General features: G+C 44.8%; 24 protein-coding genes and 1 tRNA gene. 12 read left to right on the plus strand and 13 right to left on the minus strand.

From position 1 onward, the window contains the following. The first annotated feature begins 180 nt into the window (after window positions 1–180). From OCU87_RS14800 to OCU87_RS14810, 3 genes are all read left to right on the plus strand, one after another. Window positions 181–861 (plus strand): TIGR00153 family protein, encoded by a 681-nt coding sequence (locus OCU87_RS14800; RefSeq protein ID WP_062691800.1) that lies wholly within the window; start codon window positions 181–183, stop codon window positions 859–861. A gap of 32 nt (window positions 862–893) precedes the next feature. After that, the gene (locus OCU87_RS14805) at window positions 894–2,162 is read left to right on the plus strand and encodes an inorganic phosphate transporter (protein WP_062691798.1); all 1,269 of its coding nucleotides are present in this window, start codon (window positions 894–896) and stop codon (window positions 2,160–2,162) included. Between the two features lie 115 nt (window positions 2,163–2,277). After that, window positions 2,278–2,895, plus strand: a complete 618-nt coding sequence (locus OCU87_RS14810) for a TIGR04211 family SH3 domain-containing protein (protein ID WP_094956113.1) — start codon at window positions 2,278–2,280, stop codon at window positions 2,893–2,895. Window positions 2,896–3,006: 111 nt separating this feature from the next. Here OCU87_RS14810 and OCU87_RS14815 read toward each other — a convergent pair whose 3' ends face one another. Continuing rightward, the gene (locus OCU87_RS14815) at window positions 3,007–3,918 is read right to left on the minus strand and encodes a general secretion pathway protein GspB (RefSeq protein WP_261857475.1); all 912 of its coding nucleotides are present in this window, start codon (window positions 3,916–3,918) and stop codon (window positions 3,007–3,009) included. After that, the gene (locus tag OCU87_RS14820) at window positions 3,918–5,585 is read right to left on the minus strand and encodes an ExeA family protein (protein ID WP_261857476.1); all 1,668 of its coding nucleotides are present in this window, start codon (window positions 5,583–5,585) and stop codon (window positions 3,918–3,920) included. The genes OCU87_RS14815 and OCU87_RS14820 overlap by 1 nt, the downstream gene beginning before the upstream one ends. A gap of 75 nt (window positions 5,586–5,660) precedes the next feature. Here OCU87_RS14820 and OCU87_RS14825 point away from each other — a divergent pair, with 75 nt between their 5' ends. Next, window positions 5,661–6,899: a multifunctional CCA addition/repair protein gene (locus OCU87_RS14825; protein WP_062691794.1), complete on the plus strand. Its 1,239-nt coding sequence runs from the start codon at window positions 5,661–5,663 to the stop codon at window positions 6,897–6,899. 114 nt (window positions 6,900–7,013) lie between these two features. Here the strand turns inward: OCU87_RS14825 and OCU87_RS14830 are convergent, their stop codons facing one another. From OCU87_RS14830 to folB, 3 genes are read right to left on the minus strand one after another with little or no spacing between them, the layout of a single operon-like run. Next, a complete protein-coding gene (locus OCU87_RS14830; RefSeq protein WP_062691792.1) occupies window positions 7,014–7,817 on the minus strand; it encodes an undecaprenyl-diphosphate phosphatase in 804 nt (267 codons plus the stop codon). Beyond that, window positions 7,804–8,307 carry a 2-amino-4-hydroxy-6-hydroxymethyldihydropteridine diphosphokinase gene (gene folK, locus OCU87_RS14835; RefSeq protein WP_094956118.1) on the minus strand — a complete coding sequence of 168 codons (504 nt, stop codon included), beginning with the start codon at window positions 8,305–8,307 and terminating at the stop codon, window positions 7,804–7,806. The genes OCU87_RS14830 and folK overlap by 14 nt, the downstream gene beginning before the upstream one ends. Next, on the minus strand, window positions 8,304–8,657 hold the full coding sequence (folB, locus tag OCU87_RS14840) for a dihydroneopterin aldolase (RefSeq protein ID WP_062691788.1): 354 nt from the start codon (window positions 8,655–8,657) through the stop codon (window positions 8,304–8,306). The genes folK and folB overlap by 4 nt, the downstream gene beginning before the upstream one ends. Before the next feature lie 260 nt (window positions 8,658–8,917). Here folB and plsY point away from each other — a divergent pair, with 260 nt between their 5' ends. Further along, window positions 8,918–9,559 carry a glycerol-3-phosphate 1-O-acyltransferase PlsY gene (plsY, locus tag OCU87_RS14845; RefSeq protein ID WP_062691787.1) on the plus strand — a complete coding sequence of 214 codons (642 nt, stop codon included), beginning with the start codon at window positions 8,918–8,920 and terminating at the stop codon, window positions 9,557–9,559. A gap of 74 nt (window positions 9,560–9,633) precedes the next feature. Here plsY and tsaD read toward each other — a convergent pair whose 3' ends face one another. Continuing rightward, complete coding sequence (gene tsaD / locus OCU87_RS14850; RefSeq protein ID WP_062691785.1) at window positions 9,634–10,662, minus strand: tRNA (adenosine(37)-N6)-threonylcarbamoyltransferase complex transferase subunit TsaD; 1,029 nt, start codon at window positions 10,660–10,662, stop codon at window positions 9,634–9,636. Between the two features lie 194 nt (window positions 10,663–10,856). Here tsaD and rpsU point away from each other — a divergent pair, with 194 nt between their 5' ends. The 5 genes from rpsU (at window position 10,857) to OCU87_RS14875 (ending at window position 15,638) form a co-directional block, all read left to right on the plus strand. Beyond that, a complete protein-coding gene (gene rpsU / locus OCU87_RS14855; protein ID WP_062691783.1) occupies window positions 10,857–11,072 on the plus strand; it encodes a 30S ribosomal protein S21 in 216 nt (71 codons plus the stop codon). A gap of 27 nt (window positions 11,073–11,099) precedes the next feature. Next, the gene (locus OCU87_RS14860) at window positions 11,100–11,543 is read left to right on the plus strand and encodes a GatB/YqeY domain-containing protein (protein ID WP_094956119.1); all 444 of its coding nucleotides are present in this window, start codon (window positions 11,100–11,102) and stop codon (window positions 11,541–11,543) included. 151 nt (window positions 11,544–11,694) lie between these two features. Continuing rightward, window positions 11,695–13,443, plus strand: coding sequence for a DNA primase (gene dnaG, locus OCU87_RS14865; protein WP_261857477.1), 1,749 nt, complete (start codon window positions 11,695–11,697; stop codon window positions 13,441–13,443). Window positions 13,444–13,536: 93 nt separating this feature from the next. After that, on the plus strand, window positions 13,537–15,381 hold the full coding sequence (rpoD, locus tag OCU87_RS14870; RefSeq protein ID WP_261857478.1) for an RNA polymerase sigma factor RpoD: 1,845 nt from the start codon (window positions 13,537–13,539) through the stop codon (window positions 15,379–15,381). Between the two features lie 181 nt (window positions 15,382–15,562). Then, window positions 15,563–15,638, plus strand: a tRNA-Ile gene (locus OCU87_RS14875). A 193-nt stretch (window positions 15,639–15,831) separates the two neighbouring features. On the opposite strand, the gene OCU87_RS14880 is transcribed toward OCU87_RS14875, so the two are convergent. Both OCU87_RS14880 and OCU87_RS14885 read right to left on the minus strand, forming a co-directional pair. Next, window positions 15,832–16,203, minus strand: a complete 372-nt coding sequence (locus OCU87_RS14880; protein WP_062691779.1) for a hypothetical protein — start codon at window positions 16,201–16,203, stop codon at window positions 15,832–15,834. A 385-nt stretch (window positions 16,204–16,588) separates the two neighbouring features. Continuing rightward, window positions 16,589–17,590: a hypothetical protein gene (locus tag OCU87_RS14885; RefSeq protein WP_062691777.1), complete on the minus strand. Its 1,002-nt coding sequence runs from the start codon at window positions 17,588–17,590 to the stop codon at window positions 16,589–16,591. 614 nt (window positions 17,591–18,204) lie between these two features. On the opposite strand from OCU87_RS14885, the gene pykF reads away from it, so the two are divergent. Both pykF and OCU87_RS14895 read left to right on the plus strand, forming a co-directional pair. Continuing rightward, entirely contained in the window at window positions 18,205–19,617 is a 1,413-nt protein-coding gene (gene pykF / locus OCU87_RS14890; protein ID WP_062691776.1) for a pyruvate kinase PykF, read from the plus strand. Between the two features lie 288 nt (window positions 19,618–19,905). Continuing rightward, complete coding sequence (locus OCU87_RS14895; protein WP_062691774.1) at window positions 19,906–20,559, plus strand: GntR family transcriptional regulator; 654 nt, start codon at window positions 19,906–19,908, stop codon at window positions 20,557–20,559. 37 nt (window positions 20,560–20,596) lie between these two features. Here the strand turns inward: OCU87_RS14895 and OCU87_RS14900 are convergent, their stop codons facing one another. The 5 genes from OCU87_RS14900 to leuO form a co-directional block, all read right to left on the minus strand. Further along, entirely contained in the window at window positions 20,597–20,728 is a 132-nt protein-coding gene (locus OCU87_RS14900; protein ID WP_048899495.1) for a hypothetical protein, read from the minus strand. 306 nt (window positions 20,729–21,034) lie between these two features. After that, window positions 21,035–21,532, minus strand: a complete 498-nt coding sequence (gene ilvN / locus OCU87_RS14905) for an acetolactate synthase small subunit (protein WP_062691772.1) — start codon at window positions 21,530–21,532, stop codon at window positions 21,035–21,037. Further along, entirely contained in the window at window positions 21,532–23,250 is a 1,719-nt protein-coding gene (locus OCU87_RS14910; protein ID WP_261857479.1) for an acetolactate synthase 3 large subunit, read from the minus strand. The genes ilvN and OCU87_RS14910 overlap by 1 nt, the downstream gene beginning before the upstream one ends. Before the next feature lie 651 nt (window positions 23,251–23,901). Further along, window positions 23,902–25,713, minus strand: a complete 1,812-nt coding sequence (locus OCU87_RS14915; protein WP_261857480.1) for an AMP-dependent synthetase/ligase — start codon at window positions 25,711–25,713, stop codon at window positions 23,902–23,904. 290 nt (window positions 25,714–26,003) lie between these two features. Continuing rightward, the gene (leuO, locus tag OCU87_RS14920) at window positions 26,004–26,957 is read right to left on the minus strand and encodes a transcriptional regulator LeuO (RefSeq protein WP_062691768.1); all 954 of its coding nucleotides are present in this window, start codon (window positions 26,955–26,957) and stop codon (window positions 26,004–26,006) included. Window positions 26,958–26,983 lie beyond the last annotated feature (26 nt).

A 26,983-nucleotide genomic window follows, 5' to 3' on the forward strand; every position in this document is an offset into this window, starting at 1 on the left:
ACCTATAAACAGTGGCAAACCAAGGATATTTCCTTATCCGCTCGGGGGCAAGTGAGAAATATCAACAAAACCTTGATCAAAATGGGTTCCCCTGCCGAAACTTATACGTTACCATTCGCGCCTCTGTGACCATCGCTCAAGATTTAGCCATATCGTAGGCACTCTTTAGGTTGATCGGCTATGCCAGTAAATACAATTATGGGGCTCTTTGCTAAATCCCCAATCAAACCACTGCAACGTCACGTTACTCGCGTAAATGAATGTTGCGAACTGCTTGTTCCATTCTTCGAGGCATGTAATGCCGGAGACTGGGAAAAGGCATCGATTACACGTGAGCAAATCTCGCAACTTGAAAAAGAAGCGGATGTGCTGAAGCGTGAAATTCGCCTTAAGCTTCCTCGTGGGCTTTTCATGCCAGTAGATCGTACTGATATGTTAGGTCTTCTTACCCAACAAGATAAACTTGCTAATTTGTCCAAAGATATCGCTGGTCGTGTCTTAGGGCGTCAGTTACAAGTTCCTTCTACAATGTACCCTGATTTTCTCGCGTACGTTCAACGTTGTTTAGACGCTGCCGAACAAGCACGTCGTGTGATCAACGAACTGGACGAACTTCTTGAAACAGGTTTCAAAGGCAGAGAAGTGACTTTAGTTGCGGAAATGATTAATCAGCTTGATGTTATTGAAGATGACACCGACAGCATGCAGATCAAATTACGACAACAACTAATGGCCATCGAAGACCAATACAGTCCGGTGGATATCATGTTCCTGTATAAGATTCTCGAGTGGGTTGGCGGTATCGCTGATCAGGCACAACGTGTCGGCTCGCGACTAGAAATCATGCTATCGCGTTCATAAGCGAAGAGAATTAACAAAAACAAGGTTTTACAATGGAAATCCTGGCTAATTACGGCACCATTCTTATTTTGGTGGCGGCTATCTTTGGTTTTATGATGGCAATCGGTATTGGTGCAAATGACGTTGCCAATGCAATGGGTACATCTGTCGGTTCAAAAGCGCTTACTGTTAAACAAGCAATCATTATTGCAATGATCTTCGAGTTTGCAGGTGCATACCTTGCCGGCGGTGAAGTTACCGATACGATTCGTAAAGGGGTTATTGAAACATCTCTCTATGCTGCTCAACCTGAAGTGTTGGTATACGGCATGATGTCAGCGCTACTTGCTGCTGGTACATGGCTATTACTTGCGTCTTACATGGGTTGGCCGGTATCGACAACTCACTCAATCATCGGTGCTATCATCGGTTTTGCGTGTGTGTCTGTTGGTACTGAAGCTGTAGATTGGGCTTCTGTTCAAGGCATTGTAGGCAGTTGGTTGATCACTCCGCTGATCTCTGGCTTGTTTGCTTACATGATTTTTATCAGTGCTCAGCGTTTGATCTTTGATACCGATAATCCACTCGTAAACGCTAAACGTTTTGTACCTGTTTACATGTTTATCACTGCACTTGTTATTGCATTGGTAACCATCAAAAAAGGTCTTAAACACGTTGGCCTTCACCTTTCAAGTGGTGAAGCTTGGATGGCTTCTATTGCCGTTTCAGCTGTCGTTATGTTTTTAGGCTATGTCTACATTGGCCGTAAATATACCGACGATGGTAGTTCAGTGGACAGCAATGGCTATGCCGGCGTTGAACGTGTATTCAGCTTACTAATGGTTGTAACCGCTTGTGCGATGGCGTTTGCACACGGCTCAAACGACGTAGCTAATGCGATTGGTCCTCTATCTGCTGTTGTTTCCACCGTGGAAAACATGGGCGAAATCACAACGAAAAGTTCGATTGCATGGTGGATCCTTCCACTAGGCGGTATCGGTATCGTTGTCGGCCTTGCGACCATGGGCCACAAAGTAATGGCAACTGTTGGTACAGGTATTACTGAACTAACACCAAGCCGTGGCTTTGCCGCTCAGCTAGCAACAGCGTCAACTGTTGTATTGGCTTCTGGTACTGGCTTACCAATCTCAACCACACAAACACTTGTTGGTGCGGTATTGGGTGTTGGTTTTGCGCGTGGTATCGCGGCACTTAACCTAGGTGTAGTACGTAACATCGTTGCATCTTGGGTTATTACCCTCCCAGCAGGGGCATTACTTGCAGTCATTTTCTTCTACGTAATGCAAGCCATCTTCGGTTAATTAGTGGCACAGGTTCAAAAGAGGGAGGCTTTGCCTCCCTCTTTTCTTGCACCTTGCGCGTAAAATTTTTAGTATCGGAACCAACATTGTATTCAGGCTCCTCAAGGATCAAATCGTGAAGCAACTAATCAGCTTATTATTACTCGCTTGCGCTGTGGTGACTGCCCCAGCACATGCGGAACAAGTACGTTATATCTCTGACGACTTGTTTACTTACATGCACAAAGGCCCAAGCACACAATTCCGTATTATCGGCAGTGTGAATGCTGGCACTAAGGTTTCACTACTGGAAACCAATAAAGACACAGGCTATAGCCGTGTTACTGATAGCCGCGGCCGTACAGGCTGGGTGAGCAGCAAATTTATTTCACGCCAAGTTGGCTTGAAAGACCGTGTACCTGCCCTAGAGAAAGAGCTGACAAAAGTGAAAGCCGCTCTAGCAGAAGCAGTGAAATCAAGTGACGAGCAAAATGCGGGTCTGAAAAATTCACTGACACTACGTAACGACCAAATCACCGAGCTTGAAACACAAAATACCAACCTGAATGATCAGCTAATGACATCTCAGGCTGAAATTCGTGAGCTTCGTGCCAAGATCGATACCCAAAAAGATGACCTGCTAATGCGCTGGTTCACTTACGGTGGCATGGTTGCAGGTGTTGGTCTGTTACTTGGTTTAGTACTGCCACATTTAATCCCTCGTCGTCGTAAGAGCAACAACGGCTGGGCATAATACTGACGAGCTTCAGTAAACAAGACAAAAAAGGGTAGCCATTGGCTACCCTTTTTTTTCACTCAGCCTGCATCACTCGCTTAGAACACGTCATGCATGACCTTCATTCGATTACCATTCCGATAACGCAGGCATCGCAATATGGTATTTTTCAAAATCCAATACGACTTGGCGTGGCTCGATACTGTGCAATGTCACCCCCGGTGCAACTACATCCCCTTCAAACACCTCGCGTCCATTCACTTTCACCCAACGGCTTTTCGCACTCGACGAGTAAATATGCGTCTGTAAATTCATCGTCGGTAAACGCTGCTGTACATCTGCGGGTAAATCACCAATCGCCATAACCACTTTTGCAGCCTGTTGACTTGGTGGCGGCGTTGTAGCTCGCTCCGAGGTAGCACGTAAGGTCGAGCTATCGACTGAAGGTGAAGGTGAAGGTGAAGCAGAATCAAAACCTTGATGTGCATCCGTTGCCGCAATCGCAGATTGCAGCTGTTCGGCAAGTTCAGGTGACAGACCTGATAAGTCTAAGCTCTCCAGCCCCCAGCCGTCGCTGCTAGGGTCACGAGGCTCTGCCGAAATAACTCTTGGCTCATTCAACGCTGCACGTGCCTCAGACTCACTCGGCGAGTGGCTCGTATTGCTGACAGCGACAGACTGCGGACGATTCCAGTTAGGATCGGGTAAGGCTTCGGTGATCAATTCTGGATAAGGTAGAAAAATAACATCAGACAACACATCATGCTGAGTGTTCGTCGTAGCAAGGTGAACGTCCACAACCGCTTTATGCTCTGACTCTTTAGCCTTGCTAGCAACAAAGAGACCTGAGGCTGTTAAGTGGGGCCACAACACCGTGTATCCCAGCACAGCGACGATAGGTAGAGCAAACAATGCCATACTTCCCCATCCTCGGTGTGACGTCGGCACGGCCTTCTCTGGCGCATAGGCAAGCGTGTTAGGGGCTGATTGCGCCTGATAGCTCTGTTCAGACTGAGCTATCGCGGTAAATAACTTCGACATTAGCTTTCTCTCGGCTGTAATGTTGGCCCTGGTAAATTTAAGGCGGCATCAATCATCATCAATGTTTTTGGCCCGGCAATACCATCCGCAGAAAGACTTTGAGACTGCTGGAAACGGCGTAATTTATCCAGCACGCTCTGATCAAAGCGATTATGCTTCGCGCTCGGCTCCCCCAATAAGAGGCTTAATTGTTGATTGAGCCATTCCACTCGTTCACCGCGCTGTCCAAAGCGAATGCTGGTCTTATCCCCCAGTGGAGGGCGCCATAACAAGGTATAGCCACCTTGCCAGTGACGAGCAAACCACGCATGGCTCACCGCTATACGCTGACCACCAACCAGTAACTCAACCTGCTCACGCGAATAACGATAAAGTACCGCGAAATAGCGTCCAAATTCCTCGCTGTTCATGCTGATTAGCGCAGGACGATTGATCAGGGTTAATCCACTGATACTCGCCGTTATATTTGTCGACTTGTCTTGATAGCAAGATAAATACAAACGCTGACTCGTCGTGCAATTCGCTTGGCTTGGTGATGTATCGTAACCCCATAGTCGATATAAGGTTTGCATGGCATCCCGCTCGCTCCTACTTTGTGCAATTGCTTGCTCGAGCAGCGTGGTTTCTGACTGGATCTGAATATTCGCTAAAGGCTGAGCTGTCGATGGTAAAACTTGCGCCTCATCCGCCACCGTCAGCCAACCTTGTTGCTGAGCAAACCAATAGCCCCCCAGCGCAACGGCAATGCCTAACGTTAATACCGTTAGACTCTGCGTTATTGTATTGGGTGCAGGGTGACCCGGCTCCTTACGCACTTGTTGCGTTGTAGGCGCCGCTCCCGTCGATGACCCCACAGGAAGGTGCCAACTTAATACATCGTCACAAGCACGACTCATTAATGCTTTAGACACCTGCTGAGTGCTTTGTTGGTGCGCCAACTGCATCGCCTTATCACACACCAAGTTAATTAAACGTGGTATCCCTTGCGTTCGCTTAACGATCACAGCAATAGCTTGATCATCAAATACGGCAAACAAACAATTAACTGCACGCAATCGATAATGCACATACTCACAAACCTCTTGTTCTGTTAACGCTAACAAGTGATAACGTGAGGTGATCCGCTGTGCTAACTGACGCAAGCGTTCTTGCTGCAACAGTTGTTGTAATTCTGGCTGCCCAATCAATACCACTTTAAGCAGTTTACGGCTTTCAGTTTCAAGATTAGTCAACAAGCGCAGTTGCTCGAGCACCTCTGGCATTAAGTGCTGTGCTTCATCGATCAATAGCAGTGTTTGACGGCCTTCACTGTGATTACTCAATAAATGCTTATAGATGGTATCTGTCAGCACTTTGTAACTGGCTTCCACTGGGTAGGTTAACCCTAGTTCATCACAAATGGAGGCTAACAACTCCTGCGCCGAAAGCGCAGGATTTAAAATCACGGCAACTTGAGTATCTTGAGTCAAACGAGCGATAAGGCCACGTAATACTGTCGTTTTGCCTGTGCCGACTTCCCCTGTTAGCAGCCCAAAACCACCACCGTCAGTTAAGCTATTGAGCAAATGTGTAAGCGCTTCTCGGTGACGATCACTAAGGTAAAGAAATCGTGCGCTAGGCACAATTGAGAAAGGCGCCTCAGTTATACCGAAAAAATCCTTATACATGCTTTATACTCTGATACCGATAACAAAAATGATTCTATAACGATAAATCGCATAGTTACATGATAGGAGCTAGATTTGCAGACATATCTTGTTGGAGGTGCGGTACGTGACGCACTTCTCGGTCTAACAGTCATAGACAAAGACTGGGTTGTCGTCGGAGCAACCCCAGAACAAATGATCGCCCAAGGCTATAGCCAAGTCGGCAGTGACTTTCCCGTTTTTCTGCACCCGAAAAATAAACAAGAATATGCGTTAGCGCGTACCGAGCGCAAGTCTGGCCAAGGCTATACTGGCTTTGTCTGCCACGCGGCACCAGATGTGACTCTGGAACAAGATTTAATGCGCCGTGATCTTACTATCAATGCGATCGCTCAAGCTGATGATGGCACCTTGATTGATCCTTACAATGGCCAAGCTGATATCGCCAATAAATGGCTGCGTCATGTCTCGCCTGCTTTTATCGAAGACCCATTGCGTGTACTGCGCGTCGCGCGCTTTGCTGCTCGCTTTGCTCACCTTGGTTTTCACATTGCACCAGAAACCATGGCTCTCATGCAAGAAATGGTCGTGAACGGTGAACTCAATGCACTAACCCCTGAGCGTGTCTGGAAAGAGTGGGAAAAATCGCTCGGTTACACCAATCCAGAAGTGTTTCTAACAGTACTGCGCCAGTGCGGTGCATTACACGTTATCATGCCTGAAATTGATGCCCTCTTTGGGGTTCCTCAGCCAGAGAAGTGGCACCCTGAAATTGACTGTGGTATTCACACGCTACTGGTGGCTAAGCAAGCCGCCTTACTCAGTGAAAGCCTTATTATTCGTTTTTGCGCCCAAGTACACGACTTAGGCAAAGCGCTAACACCCGAGAGCGAATGGCCAAGCCACAAAATGCACTGTCACACAGGGCTCAAAGCGATAAAGCAACTTTGTCAGCGCCTACGCGTACCCAACGATTACCGCGATACAGCCTTAATGGTGTGTGCTCAACACACCAAAATCCATCGCGCCGATGAAATGCGTCCTGATACCTTCATTAAAATATTCGATCAAATCGATGCATGGCGAAAACCAGAAAGAGTCATGCAATTGGGGCTATGTTGCCGTGCCGATGTCCGTGGCCGTACAGGCTTTGAGAACGATGCTTACCCACAAGCCGATTTACTCATGCAATGCTTTGACGCCGCCGTTGCCGTGGCAGTTAAACCCATTGTCGAAGCAGGTTTCAAAGGCAAAGAAATCAAAGAACAATTAGCCATTCAACGCAGCCAAGCTGTTGACGTCGTGCTGACTCAATACCGCCAAGCAGCAAACTAACGACCTTTGATACTGTAATCTCTTTAATGCCTTTAATATCCGAGATATCGAAATAAAAAAGGCTCAAACCTTCGCAGGTTTGAGCCTTTTTTAGTGTCTCTGTTTGTGCATTTGCTATTGCATCAATAAAAATGCAAACAAACCGACACCCAGTAGAAGACGGTAAATCACAAACGGTAGCATGCCTAAACGTGTCACTAGCTTCAAGAACACATGAATACAGGCGTATGCGCTTACAAACGACACCACCAGACCAATACCTAAACCGCCAAAATCAATCGGTGCACCGCTAGTCACTAACTTCAAAGTTAAGTAACTACCCGCCAGTAGAATAATCGGGATCGACATCAGGAACGAGAAACGGGCTGCCGCTTCACGGGTAAACCCTAAATGTAGCGCCGCTGTCATGGTTGCCCCTGAACGCGATGTGCCAGGAATAATGGCAGCCGCTTGCGCGAGACCAATAAACAAGGCTTGCTTCCAACCCGTTTGGTATTCATTCACTTGCTGAGTCGCACGCTTATCCACCCACCAAAGTAACAGGCCAAAAATAATCGTCGTGCACGCAATCACCCACGCGGAACGTAGGTACAGCTCAATGAAGTCTTTCATCAACAAACCGAAGATACAGGCAGGGATCGTCGCCAATGCGATCATCCAAGCCAGTTTCGATTCAGCACTGCGATGACCTTTAAAAATCGACGCAACCCAAGCTGATAACAACGCGACCACTTCCTTACGGAAATACAAGATCACCGCAGCTAACGTACCAACATGGACGGCAACATCGAATGCAAGCCCCTGATCAGCCCAACCAAAAACTTGAGAAGGTAAAATTAAATGCGCCGAACTTGAAATCGGCAAAAACTCGGTTAACCCTTGAATAAGCGCTAACACAAAAGCTTCAAAGTGACTCATGAGATCCCTCAAAAATAACATCTACAGGCCATAAAGCCTGCTCAGTTCCAAACTCATTCCATAGCTGCAATATGGTGCGATCCTCCCCTGGAATTTTCATATCAGGAGCGATCTCAGCCATTGGCCATAAAACAAAAGCAAATTTATAGATATCTGCGCGAGGTAACGTCGGCAAGGAATTTTGTTGAACATTACCGTACAACAAAATATCTAAGTCTAACGTTCGGCTTTGATTTTTCTTCGCATCGGGTGCGCGACCATAATCCAGCTCTAGCTGCTTTAAAGTCTGCTGCAATACCGACAACGACAAAGACGTCTCTAACGCTACCACGCAATTATAAAAATTTGGGCCACTAAACCCAACAGGCTCCGCTTCAAAAATACGGGACACTTCAAAATGTACACCTAACTTTTTCAGCTCAGTCATCGCCACATGAATATGATGCTCACGCTCGATATTGGAACCTATGCTGATAAAAGTTCGTGTCACTTTGTGCCTCGTTCAATTTGAACGCCAACACCACCCGCATTGGCGACAGCGGTAGGTTTGGTCACACGAACACGCAACCATGGCACACCAAATTGCGTCATCAATAACGAGGCAACTTCTTCTGCCACGCGCTCTACCAAGAGAAAACGACCGTTCTGAATGTGTGCTGTAACCGCTTCACTCACCGCCGCATAATTTAGGGCATAGGCGACATCATCACTATTGGCGGCAGGACGGTTATCGTGAGCCATCTCCAAATCCAATACCAATTTCTGTTTAATTTCCTGCTCCCAGTCATACACTCCAATAGTGGCGATAACTTCGAGTTGTTCGATAAATACTGAGTCCATGTTCAATCGCTAATTTTGTTAGAGGTCGGATACCCAATGTGAGCAAAAGCGCGTATTATCAGGTCGTAATCGTCAATAAAAATGACATTCACTCTCCACTTCGCTCATCGCTGAGCATATCAAGCACTTGCCGAGTAATAGCAGTGGTGTGAGAGGTGAAGAACTATATCACAGGAATGAGTCACTACGATGAAACTCAGTGATCATTATCATTCAACTAAAGTGACAATGAACATGTTGTTGGCTAGCAGGATGTAACCATGACGCCATTAATACTTTTGATCATTATTGGGGCCTATTTACTAGGGTCGATTTCTAGTGCGGTATTAATTTGTCGACTCTTTGGCTTGCCTGATCCTCGTGAATCCGGATCTGGAAATCCAGGAGCTACCAACGTTTACCGCCTTGGTGGACGCAAAGCTGCCGCGCTGGTATTGGTATGCGATATTCTTAAAGGCATGATCCCAGTTTGGATCAGCTATTTCCTTAACGTAAATCCCTTTTTACTGGGCGTTATCGGCATTGCCGCCTGTCTGGGCCACATCTATCCCATATTCTTCCACTTTCGTGGTGGTAAAGGGGTGGCAACGGCACTAGGTGGACTCGCGCCAATTGGGTGGGATCTTAGCGGCATGTTAATTAGCTGTTGGCTGTTAGCTGTGTTAGTCACAGGCTATTCATCACTCGCTTCGCTATTTACTGCATTAGCTGCGCCACTGTTTACATGGTGGGTAAAACCAGAATACACCATGCCTGTTGCCATGCTCTCGTGCTTAATTGTTTTGCGCCATCACGACAACGTGAAACGCTTACTTGATGGTAATGAGACCAAAATTTGGCAAAAAATCAGTCAAGGCAATAAAGCTGAAGCCGAGAAAAAAAACAAAGTATTGGATGACTAAATCACTTTTGTTGCTCAATAAAAAACGGGCTGATTAGCCCGTTTTTTGGTATCTGCATATCTCTAAGATAGCGATTATTCAGTATCTGCACCAATAGGCTTTAACTGATCAATCGGCCAACGAGGGTACGCTTTCACAGCCAGATCCATCGTCTCTTGATTCTTCAAGCGCTGCATACCCGCGTAAGCAATCATTGCACCGTTATCAGTACAAAACTCGGTTCGAGGGTAGAAAACTTCACCTCGTAGGTTAGTCATCAGCACTTCAAGTTGTTCACGCAGATATTTATTCGCGCTCACACCACCAGCAATTACTAGACGCTTGTAACCCGTTTGCTTAAGCGCACGCTTACATTTGATCGCCAATGTATCAACAACGGCTTCTTGAAACGCAAAGGCAATATCTGCACGCGTTTGGTCATCATCATCGTTTGCGCGAACCGTATTGGCAGTAAACGTCTTCAAACCTGAAAAACTAAAATCTAATCCAGGACGATCTGTCATCGGGCGTGGAAACTTAAAACGACCTTTTGTGCCGTTTTCTGCCAATTTCGCTAAACGTGGACCACCAGGGTAATCAAGTCCCATCAGCTTGGCGGTTTTATCAAACGCTTCACCGGCAGCATCATCGACAGACTCACCTAGAATTTGGTACTCACCAATGCCTTTTACATCCACCATCATGGTATGACCGCCAGACACTAATAACGCGACAAACGGAAATTCTGGTGGATTATCTTCTAGCATAGGCGCAAGTAAGTGCCCTTCCATATGGTGAACCGCCACCGCTGGAATTTCCCATGCGTAAGCTAGGCTACGACCAATAGTAGCACCAACCAGTAACGCCCCCACAAGGCCAGGGCCTGCGGTGTATGCGATACCGTCTAGATCATCATGGGTAAGACCCGCACTAGCCAACGTTGCCTTGATCAATGGGATCGTTTTTTTCACGTGATCGCGTGATGCCAATTCAGGAACAACACCGCCATAATCAGCATGTAATTTTACTTGGCTATACAGCTCATGAGCCAATAAGCCTTTTTCATCATCGAAAATTGCAATACCTGTTTCATCACAGGAGGTTTCGATGCCCAGTATACGCATAACAACCTCTATACTAGTTAGTAACTGGTGGTAATTATGGGCATGTTACCGCTGTTGACAAAAATTAACCAGTTCATGGTTGCAGAATGCTTTACAAATGCCCCTAGATCAGATTAGAATTTCGCACCATTTTTAATCAGCTGACTCATTACGATTGTCAGCGTTAAACCGAATCACTCAGAGGTGAGTATTACATGCCAGTAATCAAAGTACGTGAAAACGAACCGTTCGACGTAGCACTACGTCGTTTTAAACGCTCTTGTGAAAAAGCAGGCGTTCTTTCTGAAGTACGTCGTCGCGAGCACTTCGAAAAGCCAACGACAGTACGCAAGCGCGCTAAAGCAGCGGCAGTTAAGCGTCACCTGAAGAAATTGGCTCGCGAAAACGCGCGTCGCGTTCGTCTGTACTAATCTAACGATTATCAGAAGGAACGTGATATGACTCTGATTGAACGTCTAAAAGACGAACAAAAAACGGCAATGAAGGCGAAGAATAAACCTCGCCTTGGTGCCATCCGCCTTGTTATGGCAGCAATCAAACAACGTGAAGTTGACGAAAAGATCACTCTTTCCGAAGACGACGTGATTGGTGTACTAACCAAGATGGTGAAGCAACGCCGTGACTCTGTTGTTCAATATGAAGCAGCGGGCCGTCAAGACCTTGCTGATGTTGAGCATGCTGAAATTGCAGTCCTAGAGGAGTTTATGCCTCAACCACTAAGCGACGACGAAGTTGCCGCTTTACTGGATGAAGCTATTGCTGCTACTGGTGCTGCAGGTATGCAAGACATGGGTAAAGTTATGGGCGTATTAAAGCCTCAAATTCAGGGTCGTACTGATATGGGGAAAGTTAGCCAATTAGTGAAAACTAAACTAGGTTAAAACTCCCCCAGCTCTGCAACAAGCCGTGCTATCCTTTTAGGAATGCGCGGCTTGTCTGTATTCTAACCCTGTATATTTCAAGTAAAAATAAAACACTCAATCACCATTTCCTGGTGGTATTTCACCCGAAGAAGTAGGTTTAACACGTTGTATGGCAGGAAAAATCCCTCGTTCGTTTATTGATGATCTCATCGCACGTCATGATATTGTCGACGTGATTGACGCACGAGTGAAGCTAAAGAAGAAAGGGAAAAACTTCGGTGCCTGCTGCCCTTTCCACAACGAAAAAACCCCTTCATTCTCTGTCAGCCAAGAAAAACAGTTTTATCATTGTTTTGGCTGTGGTGTGCACGGCAATGTGCTCGATTTCGTCATGGAATTCGACCGCTTAGATTTTGTTGATGCCATTGAAGAGCTTTCATCGCAACTTGGGTTAGAAGTACCACGAGAAAATGGTGGCGAACCATCCGGTCCACGTACCGCGGAAAAGCGCAACCTGTACGATTTAATGGGCCAGATTTCCCAGTTCTATCAATCTCAGCTTCGTGCTGGAGATGGCAAAATTGCGATCGATTATTTAAAAGATCGTGGTTTATCTGGCGATGTAGTCAAAAAGTTTGGTATTGGCTATATTCCCGACCAATGGGATTTAGTTCGTAGCCGTTTTGGCCGAGATAACAACGCACAAGAAGCGTTAGTGACAACAGGCATGTTGATCGAAAACGACAACGGTCGTCGTTACGACCGTTTTCGTGGTCGCGTCATGTTCCCGATTCACGATCGCCGTGGCCGCGTAATTGGCTTTGGTGGACGAGTATTAGGTGATGGTACACCTAAATATCTTAACTCACCCGAAACACCAATATTTCATAAAGGCCGTGAACTGTACGGCTTGTACGAAGTCATGCAAGCTTACCGTGAACCTGAGCGCCTGCTGGTTGTTGAAGGTTATATGGATGTGGTCGCGCTAGCTCAGTTTGGTGTGGACTACGCTGTTGCGTCCTTGGGAACAGCAACAACGGGTGAGCACATGCAAACCTTATTTCGCCAAACAGGTACGGTGGTTTGTTGCTACGATGGTGACCGCGCTGGCCGCGATGCAGCATGGCGCGCAATGGAACAAGCACTGCCATTTCTTACCGATGGTCGCCAATTGAAGTTTATGTTTTTACCTGATGGTGAAGACCCTGACTCCTATATTCGTCAGTACGGTAAAGAGGCGTTTGAACAAAGCGTTACCGATGCAATGACGCTGTCAGACTTCATGTTTAACTCGCTGATCCAGCAAGTCGACACCAGCGCACGTGAAGGTAAAGCTAAATTAAAAACACTCGCAGCCCCTTTGATTGAGAAAGTGGCAGGTGAAACATTACGTCAATACTTAATCAATACGCTAGGCTATAACTTAGGGTTACCGCCCGATCAAATTCGCATTGAATTAAAACAAAATGTGGCCGATAAACCTAAAAAGCCGCAGCAAGAAATTAAACGCACACCAATGCGAGAAGTCATTGCACTGCTAGTTCAGAACCCAAATTTTGTTAACACGCTCGCATTTGATACCTCGACATTTGAAGGTATTGATATCGCGGGACTAAATTTATTGTTGTCAATAGTTGATAAGTGTCGCGCGCGCCCCAATATAACTACAGGCCAGCTACTTGAAAACTGGCGAGGCCGCAAAAGTGAAGCCATGATGGCACGATTAGCCGCATGGGAACTGCCGTTGTTGGATAACGAAGACAACACACACGATGTATTTTTAGACGCATTGGATAAAGTTTTTGACCAGTGTGTCCGACAGCAAATAGAAAAGTTGCAGGCTAAATCGAATACTATCGGCTTATCAGTCGAAGAGAAGCGGGAATTGCAGTTGTTGTTGCTCAATCGTCCCGGCTAATATTTAGCCAACAGTTTAGAAGTTTGTTATAATTAACGGTTTGCATTTCTGCATTCTACTATTCTCACTCAGACCCGAAGTTGGATATCGTCTATGGAGCAAAATCCGCAGTCTCAGCTAAAGTTACTTGTCGCGAAAGGCAAAGAACAAGGCTATCTGACCTACGCCGAAGTAAATGACCACCTACCGGAAGACATCGTAGATTCCGATCAGGTTGAAGACATTATTCAGATGATCAATGACATGGGTATTAAGGTAGTTGAAACTGCCCCTGATGCCGATGAATTGATGATGACTGAAGATAATGCAGATGAAGACGCCATCGAAGCTGCGGCGCAAGCATTATCTAGCGTAGAAAGCGAGATCGGCCGTACTACTGACCCAGTGCGCATGTACATGCGTGAAATGGGTACAGTCGAGCTACTGACTCGTGAAGGTGAAATTGATATCGCCAAACGCATTGAAGATGGTATTAACCAAGTTCAGTGCTCTGTTGCCGAATACCCTTCTGCGATTGCTCACCTACTCGAGCAATTCGACAAAGTTGAAGCCGATGAACTTCGTCTTACTGACATCATTTCTGGTTTTGTTGACCCGAACGATGACGGTACAACAGCACCAACTGCAACCCACATTGGTTCAGAGCTAAGCGAAACTGAGTTAGAAGACGAAGATAAAGATCTTGAGAATTCTGACGACGACGAAGACGAAGAAGAAGAAGACACAGGTATCGACCCTGAGCTTGCTCGTGAAAAATTCATGGAGCTACGCACGTCTTACGAAAGAATGGCAACTGCGATTACGACTAATGGTCGTCATCATGCAGACACAGAAACTGCCGTTGAAGAATTGTCTGAAGTATTTAAACAATTCCGTCTGATCCCAAAACAGTTCGATAAGCTTGTAAGCTCGCTACGTGCGTCAATGGATAAGGTACGCACTAACGAGCGTCTTATCATGCGTATGTGTGTTGATAACTCTAAAATGCCGAAGAAAACTTTCGTAAACCTATTTTCAGGTAACGAGTCTTCAGCAGAGTGGATCGACGAAGCACTGAATGCAGGTAAACCTTACTCTGAGCGCCTAAAAACGTACGAAGAAGATCTTCGCCGTGCCGTATCTAAGCTAAATATTCTTGAGAAAGAAACTGGCCTAACGATCGAGCGTATCAAAGATATCAGCCGTCGCATGTCTATCGGTGAAGCGAAAGCACGCCGTGCGAAGAAAGAGATGGTTGAAGCGAACTTACGTCTGGTTATTTCTATCGCGAAGAAATACACCAACCGTGGTCTACAATTCTTAGATCTTATCCAAGAAGGTAACATCGGTCTGATGAAAGCGGTTGATAAGTTTGAATACCGCCGCGGTTACAAGTTCTCGACTTACGCAACGTGGTGGATCCGTCAGGCTATCACTCGTTCAATCGCTGACCAAGCACGTACCATCCGTATTCCGGTTCACATGATCGAAACGATCAACAAACTGAACCGTATTTCACGTCAGATGCTACAAGAAATGGGTCGTGAGCCGTTGCCGGAAGAATTGGCTGAACGCATGCAAATGCCGGAAGACAAGATCCGTAAAGTACTGAAGATTGCAAAAGAGCCAATCTCAATGGAAACCCCTATCGGTGATGACGAAGATTCACACCTAGGTGATTTCATTGAAGATACAACGCTTCAGCTACCTATGGATGCCGCAACAGCGACTAACCTACGTGGTGCTACAAACGAAGTGCTAGCTGGCCTAACGCCTCGTGAAGCTAAAGTTCTGCGTATGCGCTTTGGTATCGACATGAACACTGACCACACGCTTGAAGAAGTAGGTAAGCAGTTTGACGTAACGCGTGAGCGTATTCGTCAAATCGAAGCGAAAGCGCTGCGTAAACTACGTCACCCAAGCCGCTCAGATGTACTACGTAGCTTCCTAGACGAGTAAGTAGCACTTATATCATCGCTAGTTAGTTATTCAAAAAAGCGAGCTTATCAGCTCGCTTTTTTATTGCCTGTAATAACCTACCAATCAAGCCTCTACATCTTAAGTGTTGAAAAAGCACACAATTTAGCCAAGGAAAGCTATAGACAAGCGATCCTGCATCCCATATAATTTCTCGCACACTGGCCCCTTAGCTCAGTGGTTAGAGCAGGCGACTCATAATCGCTTGGTCCCCAGTTCAAGTCTGGGAGGGGCCACCAAATATAGAAAGGCCGAAGCGGTTAATAACCACTTCGGCCTTTTGCATTTCTGAAATCTGTATTTCACATCTGTCGCTTGGTATACGCCTTAATCAACTCAGCCAAATCTTAGTCCAGAATGCTCTCTTCAAATAATAGAAGAGGGTAATCAACTTACCCTCAAGAAGCCTTAAGCAAACATGAAGCGCTGTACTTAAATCTCTTTCATGGCTGAAACAACAGAAGGATCATTGATCAGATTAAACAACAGGCTCTTAGCTGAAGATCGCTGAGCATCAGATAAAACCTTCTTAGGGTTCTCTCTTGATTGCGTCAGTATGTTTTTGACAAACTTACTATTTGTACCGGAAAGCTCATACACAAATCTGAGTGTGTCTAGCAACTCCCCCTGAGGTAAACTATAAACCGCCATTTCACAGCTAAGGTTATCCATGGAAAGTAAGTTATTCACTATCTCTTTACGTTCCGCATTGAATTTTTCTTTTGCTATATAGGCATCAATTAAAGTCTGTACTCTCTCAGCGATAGCGACAGGTACTTCCATAGTTTTAGTTTCATGAGTCATTGCTGATTCTCCTGCTCTAGCTGACATTGAATCACTGGGTAATACTGATGCTCATAGGCTTATTTACCCACAAGCCCAGCAATCTAGGGATATTTCACTCCAGACAACTTTAGACTAATCGCCCTCTACTTCTCAACCCCTTTCAGTGACCTAAGTGTACTTATTCACAACACTTAACCTGAAGCCACGAAAAACACCTAAACATAACAGCACTTTTCAATCGACGTATGATTATCACCTTACCTTCTATCGACTCATTTTATTATCTTCGCACCTATGAAGTGTCTTACCAGAACACAAAATAGAAAAAGGCCGAAGGAATTGTAATCCTTCAGCCTTGTTGTTTTAGATAATTGTCTCTATTTACTGTTTTTTATACAGCTCATTACTTATTGACGAAGAACCACTTATCCATAAAGTCATTTAGTGGTTTAAAGGCTGGACTAGCCCAGCTCACATCTGTCGCTTTACCTTCGCCCAGCTTGCCACTATTGGTAAAAGCTGCTCCCTTGGAACCTTTTAATTCACCAGCAGGCGTATTCTTTCCAGGCTCAACCTTGTACTCATAAACCGTCCCCAGCAGTGCACCAGGGTTAAGGTTCAGTTTTACGGTATGCACCATATCAGGCTTACCATTAGCAATATCATTACCTTCATCATCAATACTTGGTTTGGCGGGGTCGTCTGGGTGACTCAAAATGCATTTACTCGGTGTATCAACCGCACGATCTGCGCCTAACTGCTGATTCCCATAATTACACTCATTAAAGGTCAAGTATTCAGCTGCACCAGCTTCACTTTTTTTAGCTTTTAAAACCCGCTTGAACTCCCCATAGGCAGAGGTCAATTCTGAGCCGACCGCAGAGTTACTATTACCATCAATGTAGTAATCATATACCTGCATCATCTTTTGGTAGGTTGTTGGGTATAGCGTTTCATCTTTACCTTGGTTGGTATAAATCAACTCAATCCCTTCAATGGTGAGCCCTTTTACCTTCTGGCTGTTTAAAGCGAGAACAAACTCACCTAAAGGCCCGTTCAACTGCGCCTCACCTTCAACAATACCAATAACAGTACGTTTATTGGCAAACTGTTTACGTACCTCGTCATGTGCCCACTCCATCATGTTCTTCACTCGCTGAATAACACGTTGCTGCTGTGCATCTGTCGTCGCCTTATTGACTTTAAGAATATAAATCCCTTTCTCAAAGTGGCAATTAGGCACATCAGCTTTCACTGAGCAATTTTCCACCGAAGAATACACATTTACCTTAGTGGTGGTTGGCTTTGTTGGCGTTGGATTATTGTTGTTAGAATCGTTAGCACCACCACAACCAGAAAGGGCGGAAGCAATAACTACTGCTACTGTCGTACGGCTTAAATACATAAAAGTCCTTGTTATAAAAAGAGTGATACACCTATGGTCATTTATCTTTTTTTTTGACCCGTCACTTATAAGCAGAATATTACTACAACACAACCCCATAAAAAACACTGTTGTTTTGTGTGATGTATTACCGACTCCATCCAAATATCCGAAGTAATAAGCAAGCATCCTTAAAGGCTCAAGAAAGATAAGTTTGAAAAAAAGCACCACAATTGATAAATGACAAAACTTTTTTGTTGAAGTTGGGCATAATCAGCCACCTCTTTGTGAAATGTTGATTAACGTCACAAGGTGTTAATAGAATGAAACCCTGCTATAATCCTCCACTTGTTTGAGTGCAGCTTTTATGATTGGGATGATTGAAAGTTAACCTATTTTTAACGCAGTTCTATATTTTATGTTTCGTTACACAAGCAAGTACAATGCTTGTGTAACGCAATATTTTTGTAACACTTTTGCATTACTACAGTTTTTAACGATAGTAAGTTTCGTTTATTTGAACTGCCTCTCGTTTTGTAGTCATTTTTCAACATATTTGATCACTGACTTTCATGTATAACACTGTGGTTTTTTAAATTTCCCTTGGGTTTAAGTTTTTCCGGAGAGTATCCTCAATGAAAAAGACCAAAATCGTATGTACGATTGGACCAAAAACAGAATCAGTTGAAATGCTTACTAAACTAGCTAACGCTGGTATGAACGTAATGCGTCTTAACTTCTCACACGGTAATTTCGATGAGCACGGTCAGCGCATCCAAAACCTACGTGACGTTATGGCTGAGTCTGGTAAGCCTCTAGCTATTCTGTTAGATACTAAAGGTCCTGAGATTCGTACTATCAAACTAGAGAACGGTGAAGACTTCCCTCTAGTTGCTGGTCAAGAATTCACATTCACAACTGATATTACAGTTGTGGGCAACCAAGATCGCGTTGCTGTGACTTACCCTGGTTTTGCGAAAGACCTTCAAAAAGGCAACACTATCTTGGTTGACGATGGTCTAATCGAGATGGAAGTACTTGCAACAACTGAAACTGAAGTTAAGTGTAAAGTACTTAACAACGGTGATTTAGGTGAGAACAAAGGTGTTAACCTACCTGGCGTTTCTGTAAACCTTCCAGCACTATCTGAAAAAGATAAAGCTGACCTTAAGTTTGGTTGTGAGCAAAACGTTGATTTCGTTGCTGCATCTTTCATTCGTAAAGCATCTGATGTAATCGAAATTCGTGAGCTTCTAACAGCTAACGGCGGCGAAAACATCCAAATTATCTCGAAAATTGAGAACCAAGAAGGTGTTGATAACTTTGACGCTATTCTTGAAGCTTCTGACGGCATCATGGTTGCTCGTGGCGATCTAGGTGTTGAAATCCCAGTTGAAGAAGTTATCTTCGCGCAGAAGATGATGATCGAGAAGTGTAACCGTGCACGTAAAGTGGTTATCACTGCAACTCAAATGCTTGATTCAATGATCAAGAACCCACGTCCAACACGCGCAGAAGCGGGTGATGTTGCTAACGCAATCATGGATGGTACTGATGCAGTAATGCTTTCTGGTGAGTCAGCTAAGGGTAAATACCCTATCGAAGCTGTAACTATCATGGCTCAAATCTGTGCACGTACAGATTCAGCACTTAAAGCAGAGCTAGGTTCTCGCCTAGATAGCTCTCGTCTACGTATCACTGAAGCGGTATGTAAAGGCGCAGTTGATACTTCTGAGAAGCTAAGTGCTCCACTTATCGTTGTTGCAACTGAAGCGGGTAAATCTGCACGTTCAGTACGTAAGTACTTCCCAACTGCAAACATCCTAGCAGTAACAACAAACACTAAGACAGCTGCACAACTTGCACTGACTAAAGGTGTTACACCTGTTGTTGTTGATTCAATCGACAGCACTGATGCATTCTACGGTCGCGGTAAAGAGCTTGCGCTTGAAACTGGTCTAGGTGCTAAAGGTGATATCGTTGTTATGGTTTCTGGTGCTCTAGTACCATCAGGCACTACAAACACAGCATCTGTACACGTACTATAAGCCTAGCTTTTTGTACAATCAGATTTAAATGGGAGCCTTATGGCTCCCGTTTTTTTATCTGTTATTTTTGACGTTATCATCGCTGAACCCTCGCTCGTCCTCACATTTCAAATGTTTGCTTATCGCTCTAATTTCATATAAAACATATACTTTCAACTTCGCGTTTGATACCCAACAGGCATATACCGCCCTGTGATAGCCTAATTTGCCGTACAATGCATAATAATATCCCTTTGCTTGCCACTGGCATGACTATAGAGGGAATATAAAACTCATAAGAGGAATTTTGTGTCTAGCCCAACTTTGACCAATCAAGTCACAGAGGTGATTCGACAAGACATCTTGCTCGGCGAACTAGCGCCCGGCCAAAAGCTTGTTGTTGCCGATTTAAAGCAACGTTATAACGTTGGTGCATCTCCGATCCGAGAAGCTTTAGTCCAACTATCTTGGAAAAAGTTTGTCCGATTCGCTCCTCAAAAGGGATGCTGGGTTTCCCCTATTTCTTTAGCTGAACTCGAAGATTTATTTGAGACTAATTTGGTACTTTCTCGGGTGCTGATCGAGCGAGCAATCCAAAATGGTGATGAGGCATGGGAAATCAATATTTTGACAAGTTACCATAAACTCAGCCGGATCAACCCAGCTGAATCTGAAGTGGATTTTGTCGAGTGGGAACAACGCCACAGCCAATTTCATTTAGCACTGTTAGCGGGAAGTAACTCCCCTATCATGCTCGATTTATACCGTGAGGTGTATGACCAAATAGAGCGCTATCGTCATATTTGGGTATGCCGTTCTCGTGATTATCAAGAACGCTATCACGATAATGGTGAACATGAAGCTATGATGAAAGCGGTGCTGAATAAGGACACCGAGCAAGCATTAACCTTGCTCAATAGTCATTTCCAACGTGCCGTTGAAATGATTAAAGCCTATCTGTAGGTCTGATGTTATAGCTCGATCGGGCGATCGAGCTTCATCACCAACCAAAAATATCTCTGTGATGGGTATTTAGTAGCAGCACCACCAGCAAAAAATATATCGCACTGACATTAAACCCCAGCAATAAAGCGGTTAACGCCGTTAAGCGTACTAAGAATTTATTGATCATTGTTACTACTCCACCAGCGAGTATCCTTTCACTTTGATCGTACCGCATCCTAATAATTAACCTATCCGCGCTGCTCTATACCGAACCTACGACTTTAGTCGATATAAGCACTTTATCGCCCGTATAAAAAGAGGCGCTAGTTTACGCCCTTTCTTGTGTTGTGCAAATTTTAACCTTCTACAACTTTAGTCTAATACTACCGTCATAAATTTGCTAAACAGAAATAGCACCCTCTCAATCGTTCAAAACCAACCAACAAAAAAAGCCACCATCGTTGGATGGTGGCTTCGTGAACGTCTTTTATAATTAAGCTTTTAGCGCACGCTCCCCTCGAGCTACGCCAACCACACCACTGCGGGCAACCTCAATAATCTCTGTCGCTTCACCAACGGCAGAAATAAACGCATCAAGCTTGTCACTCGTTCCTGCAAGTTGAATGGTGTAAATCTGAGTCGTCACATCAACAATCTGCCCACGGAAAATATCCGCGGTGCGTTTCACTTCAGCGCGAGCAAAACCACTGGCCTTTACCTTCACCAGCATCAGTTCACGTTCGACATGTTCGCCTTCCGTCACATTGCTGACTTTCAGAATATCGATCAGTTTATGAAGCTGTTTCTCTATTTGTTCCAGCGCGGCATCATCTTCCACATTGGTGGTGATATTCAGTCGGGATAATGTTTTATCATCCGTCGGGGCTACGGTAAGCGATTCAATGTTATAACCACGCTGAGAGAACAAGCCAACAACACGTGATAATGCCCCAGATTCATTTTCTAATAATACTGATACTATCCTGCGCATTATGTTCTCTCCGTTTTACTTAACCACATTTCACTCATTGAGCCACCACGGATCAGCATCGGGTAAACGTGCTCAGTTTCATCCACACTGATATCAATGAAAACCAATTTATCTTTTAACGCCAGTGCTTTTTCTAGCTCACCTTCCAATTCTTTCGGATCCGAGATCCTGACACCTACATGGCCATAGGCTTCAGCTATAGCAGCAAAATCAGGCACTGAGTCCATATAAGAATGTGAATGGCGACCTTGGTAGATCATATCTTGCCACTGTTTTACCATCCCCAAGAAGCGATTATTCAAATTGATAATTTTCACTGGGATATCGTATTGCAGCGCTGTCGATAGTTCTTGGATATTCATTTGAATACTGCCATCACCAGTGACACAAACCACTTCTGCATCAGGCAAGGCAAACTTAACGCCCATTGCTGCAGGTAGACCAAACCCCATGGTGCCTAAACCACCAGAATTAATCCAACGACGCGGTTTATCAAACGGATAATACAAGGCTGCAAACATCTGATGCTGGCCTACATCTGATGTGACATAAGCATCACCATTGGTCAGGCGATAAAGAACATCAATCACTTGTTGTGGTTTGATGCGATCACCCGAAGCATCGTAGTTTAAGCACTTACGGCTACGCCATGTTTCGATATCCGCCCACCAGCTTGCTGCCGCATCCTGATCATTCGTTGCCTCTTGATCGGACAATAGTTTAAGCATGCAATTAAGGATCGTATCAGCCGAGCCTACAATTGGAATATCAACTGCAATTGTTTTCGATATTGAAGATGGATCGATATCGATATGCATGATCGTTGCATTAGGACAGTACTTTTCAACATTATTGGTCGTACGGTCATCGAAACGCACCCCAACCCCAAAAATAAGGTCAGCATTATGCATGGCCATATTGGCTTCATAAGTACCATGCATGCCTAGCATTCCTAAGCAGTTTTTATGAGTCCCCGGGAAGGCGCCTAGGCCCATAAGGGTATTAACAACAGGAATGTTTAGCGATTCAGCAAGGCTCAGTAGTTGCTCACTACAGGCTGACATGATTGCACCACCACCCACATATAGCACTGGCTTTTTCGCCGCTAATAAGGCTTTAAGACCGCGCTTAATCTGCCCTTTATGACCTTGAGTGGTTGGGTTATATGAGCGTAATGAGATATCTTCTGGGTACTGATATGGGTAGGCCTCCGCTGGATTCAGCATGTCTTTAGGGATATCAATAACCACAGGCCCAGGACGGCCGCTCGCGGCAATATAAAAGGCTTTTTTGATGATCGCAGGAATATCTTCAGGCTTCTTAACTAAAAAGCTGTGTTTCACGACAGGACGAGAAATACCCACCATGTCACACTCTTGGAAGGCATCATTACCAATAAGATTACTCATCACCTGACCGGAAAAGACCACCATTGGGATAGAGTCCATATACGCCGTTGCAATACCGGTAATCGCATTAGTAGCACCAGGGCCTGAAGTCACAAGGACAACCCCCACATCTCCAGTTGCACGGGCATAACCATCAGCCATATGAACCGCGGCTTGCTCATGACGTACGAGGACGTGCTCTATATCGCTTTTTTCATGCAGTGCATCGTAGATATCGAGCACCGAACCACCAGGGTATCCAAAGATGTGTTTTACGCCTTGATCGATCATTGAACGAACAATCATATCGGCGCCGGACAACATTTCCATATTTCTTGCCTCCAGGTCAGTGTGACCAGCCTATATAGCTAATTCTTCCAACTAAGCCGCGATTCTCACCACAGACACTGGTATGAACATCATGTCTTCATACGCCTGCTTGATTTGCGATATATCGGCTCGCTGTGCATTACCCTGTGATTGATGACGTAATCCATTAACGACAAGACAAATACAGGGTGCCAAATAAATAATTAGCTATATGGGCTGATACAACATAGTTAGGGCTTACTTTTAGCCTAAAGTGAATTTTTCGCGCTATGTTTCCGCTTAATCTGATAACAGATAACGGACAACCGTAATAACTGTAACGTTTTATTAGCATTTAAGTCTATGCGCAAAAGTCACTATGCGTTATTGCTCTACCATTAATAAAAATTCATCGAAATCATCTGGGTGTGGCTGTGTTGAATGGTGTTTATCGCTAATAAATACGCCATACGCAGAGTATGCTAATTATAAAATAGCGGCGTTACGGGAAAGCGATGGCAGATCGTATTGCTGTAGCAAGATAAACAGCGGGGAGTGATAAGCAGAAAAATGGGGGGGCAAGTAGAAAAAGAAAAGGAGCACAAGGCTCCTTTTCAACAGGGGATTTTCAGTTGCGTCTCCACTGGCATTAGCAGTATTGCAACCTACTGACTATTTAGCTTTTTTGTGACTCTCTTCGTACATGCGTTCAATTTCTTGATGGTAACGATCATGAATCACTTTACGACGCAGTTTCTGCGTTGGCGTCAGCTCACCTTTATCCATCGAGAAGGCTTTTGGCAACAAAGTAAACTTCTTCACTTGCTCAAAACGCGCCAAGTCTTTTTGTAGCTCAGCGATACGTTGATCAAGGAGTTCTTTAATTTCCGTTTTCTTAAGTAGGTCGATGCGGTCTTTATACTTAATATTCAGTTCGCGGGCATGCTCTTCCAGCGATTCAAAACACGGAACAATCAATGCAGACACGAATTTACGCGTATCAGCAATAACAGCAATTTGCTCGATAAAGTGGTCTTTACCAATTTTACCTTCAATCACTTGTGGTGCAATGTACTTACCACCCGATGTTTTCATCAGCTCTTTGATACGATCAGTAATATATAAATTACCCTCAGCGTCAAACTCACCAGCATCACCTGTTTTCAAGAAACCATCTTCAGTGAAGTTGTTTGCAGTCTCTTCCGGCATTTTGTAATAGCCGCGCATTACCATTGGACCACGGACTAAAATTTCGTTGTCTTTGCCAATTTTCACTTCAGCGCCAGGCATAATCACGCCGATAGAATCAGGATTAAAGTTATGATCACTCCAGCATGAAACAGTCGCTGTAGTTTCTGTCATGCCGTAGCCCAGCTTCACGTTAACACCGATAGCATGGAAGAAACGGCCAATGGTTGGATCCAGCTTCGCGCCACCACATGGCATGAATTTTATCTGACCACCAAGCACGTCACGGAGCTTAGACAGCACCATTTTATCTGCCAGCTTATGCGCACGCTTCAACATCGCTGAAGGTTTGCGACTCTCTTGATGGCATGCAGCCATACGCGCGCCCATGTTCACAGCCCAAGTAAAAATCAATTTACGGTGGAAAGGAGCTTTAGCGACTTTTTCATATACAGACGAGTAAATTTTTTCATAAACACGCGGTACTGCCGCCATTACATTTGGCTTAACATCCGCTAGAGCTTCACGCACTTTATTGGTATCGCTTAAATAACAGTTCACCCCACCACGGTGCAATACAAAGAAAGTCCAAGCACGTTCAAAAACATGTGATAGCGGAAGAAAACAAAGCGAACTATCGCCTTCATCTAACGCTAAGTTCGTATCATGGCTCTCTAATTGCGAGGCAATATTGGTGTAATCCAGCATGACGCCTTTCGGTGTACCAGTCGTACCCGAGGTGTAAATGAGTGTCAGCAAATCGTCCATTGCGATGTTATCAAGACGCTCAGTTAATGCATTTTCTGCTTCAATTGAGTGTTCAGTAACAAACTCACTTAAACGGCTAACTAATGGGTGATCCGCTAATATAACGTCATCACACATCACAACAATGTGCTCTAGCTCAGGGCATTGTTCTGCAATTTGCACAGCAGCATCATGCTGAGCTTGCTCACCAACAAACAAGATACGCATATCTGCATTGTTAATGATGTACGCAGCCTGATCGGGCGTACTGGTTGGGTAAATCGGCACGGTTACCGCGCGACAGTACAAGGTTGCCATATCTGCAACTGTCCAGTTCGGCATATTATTGGAGAAAATACCGACCTTGTCTTGTACGTTTAGGCCTTTGGCCAACATTGAAATAGCAAGTTCTTGGATCTGAGCACCAAACTCAGACCACGTGATATCTTGCCATTCATCGGCAACCTGATGACGTAAAGCAGCACGGTCACCCAGACGAGCAATCTGCGTGCGGATACGATTTACTAAATGAAAGTCACGTTTACCCATAACAACCCTGATCTTTTAGCTTACACATGTAAGCTTAACTGAGGTGCGAAGTTTACCTTTGATGGTAAAAAAGGCAACCACTCGCCTTCAAAATTTACTGATTTTGTTGCATCTATCTCACTCTAACCCCTGACCACTACAGGGCTGATACGACTTTTTAATACATTTCATACAAATGTAAGAAAGTAAGACAGCCCAGCAAGCTAGTTACTAAGAGAAAGCCCGTTTGTTCCATATAAAACAAAAGCCAGCAACGCTGGCTTTTATTCATCAATAAGCAAAGTGAGCACTTAGGCATGATTGCCACAGATAGACATCAGTTGATCACGCATCCAGATGTGACCTTTGTCTTTTTGTGAAGACTCGTGCCAGCTCAGGTAACCGCTAATGCTTGCCGCTTCAAATGGTAAATCCAGTATCTTTAATTCTAGATTATCAGCAACAGACTCCGCCAACCAACGTGGAGCCACGGCAATAAGGTCAGATTGACCAACAACATACATAATGTTGCTCAAGCTCGCGCCTTGGTAAGCTTCTTGGTAAGAGTTATGTTTATTATAAATATGGTCAGCAAACATCTTCACACCAGGCATCGCTTTTAGCAGCGCATGTTTTTCAGAGGCGAACTGAGATTCAGACACGCTGTCGCTCAAACGCGGGTGGTTTTGCGCTGCAATCACCACAAGCTCATCGCTGAATAACTCTGTACTGCAAAAACCCGCTTCGTCGAAACGTACGTAATCAATCACAAAATCGATTTCTTGGTAACGCATCTTTTGCGTTAGCTTCGCATCAAATTCTGCTTCAAGTTGCATGCGCAGATTCGGCGCTTGCTCAGTAACAGAGCGTAAGATATGCGGGGCAAAACGCATATCTGACGGGCTGCATAGGGCTAACTTAAAGGTACGCGTTGATGTTTCAGGCGAAAAGATTGATGAAGGTAGTTCGTTTTTTACCAACTGCAGTGCTTGGCGCATAGGGCCAAATAATTGTTTGGCACGTTGGGTCGGTTGAATGCCGCGACCATGGCGAATAAACAATTCATCATTAAACATCACTTTTAAACGCGCAACCGCATTACTAACTGCGGGCTGAGACATGCCTAAGTTATGTGCCGCTCGTGTGATGTTCTGTTCTTGCATTACGGCATCAAACACTGTGAGCAAATTAAGATCTACACTACGTAGGTTTGACTCCATTTTATAACCATCAACAGAGTGAATAGCTGAACTTCTGCGTGTCATTTTTTAGCCTCAATTTTGAATGAATA

The organism is Photobacterium sanguinicancri, from assembly GCF_024346675.1.
GTDB classification, from domain to species: Bacteria; Pseudomonadota; Gammaproteobacteria; order Enterobacterales; family Vibrionaceae; genus Photobacterium; species Photobacterium sanguinicancri.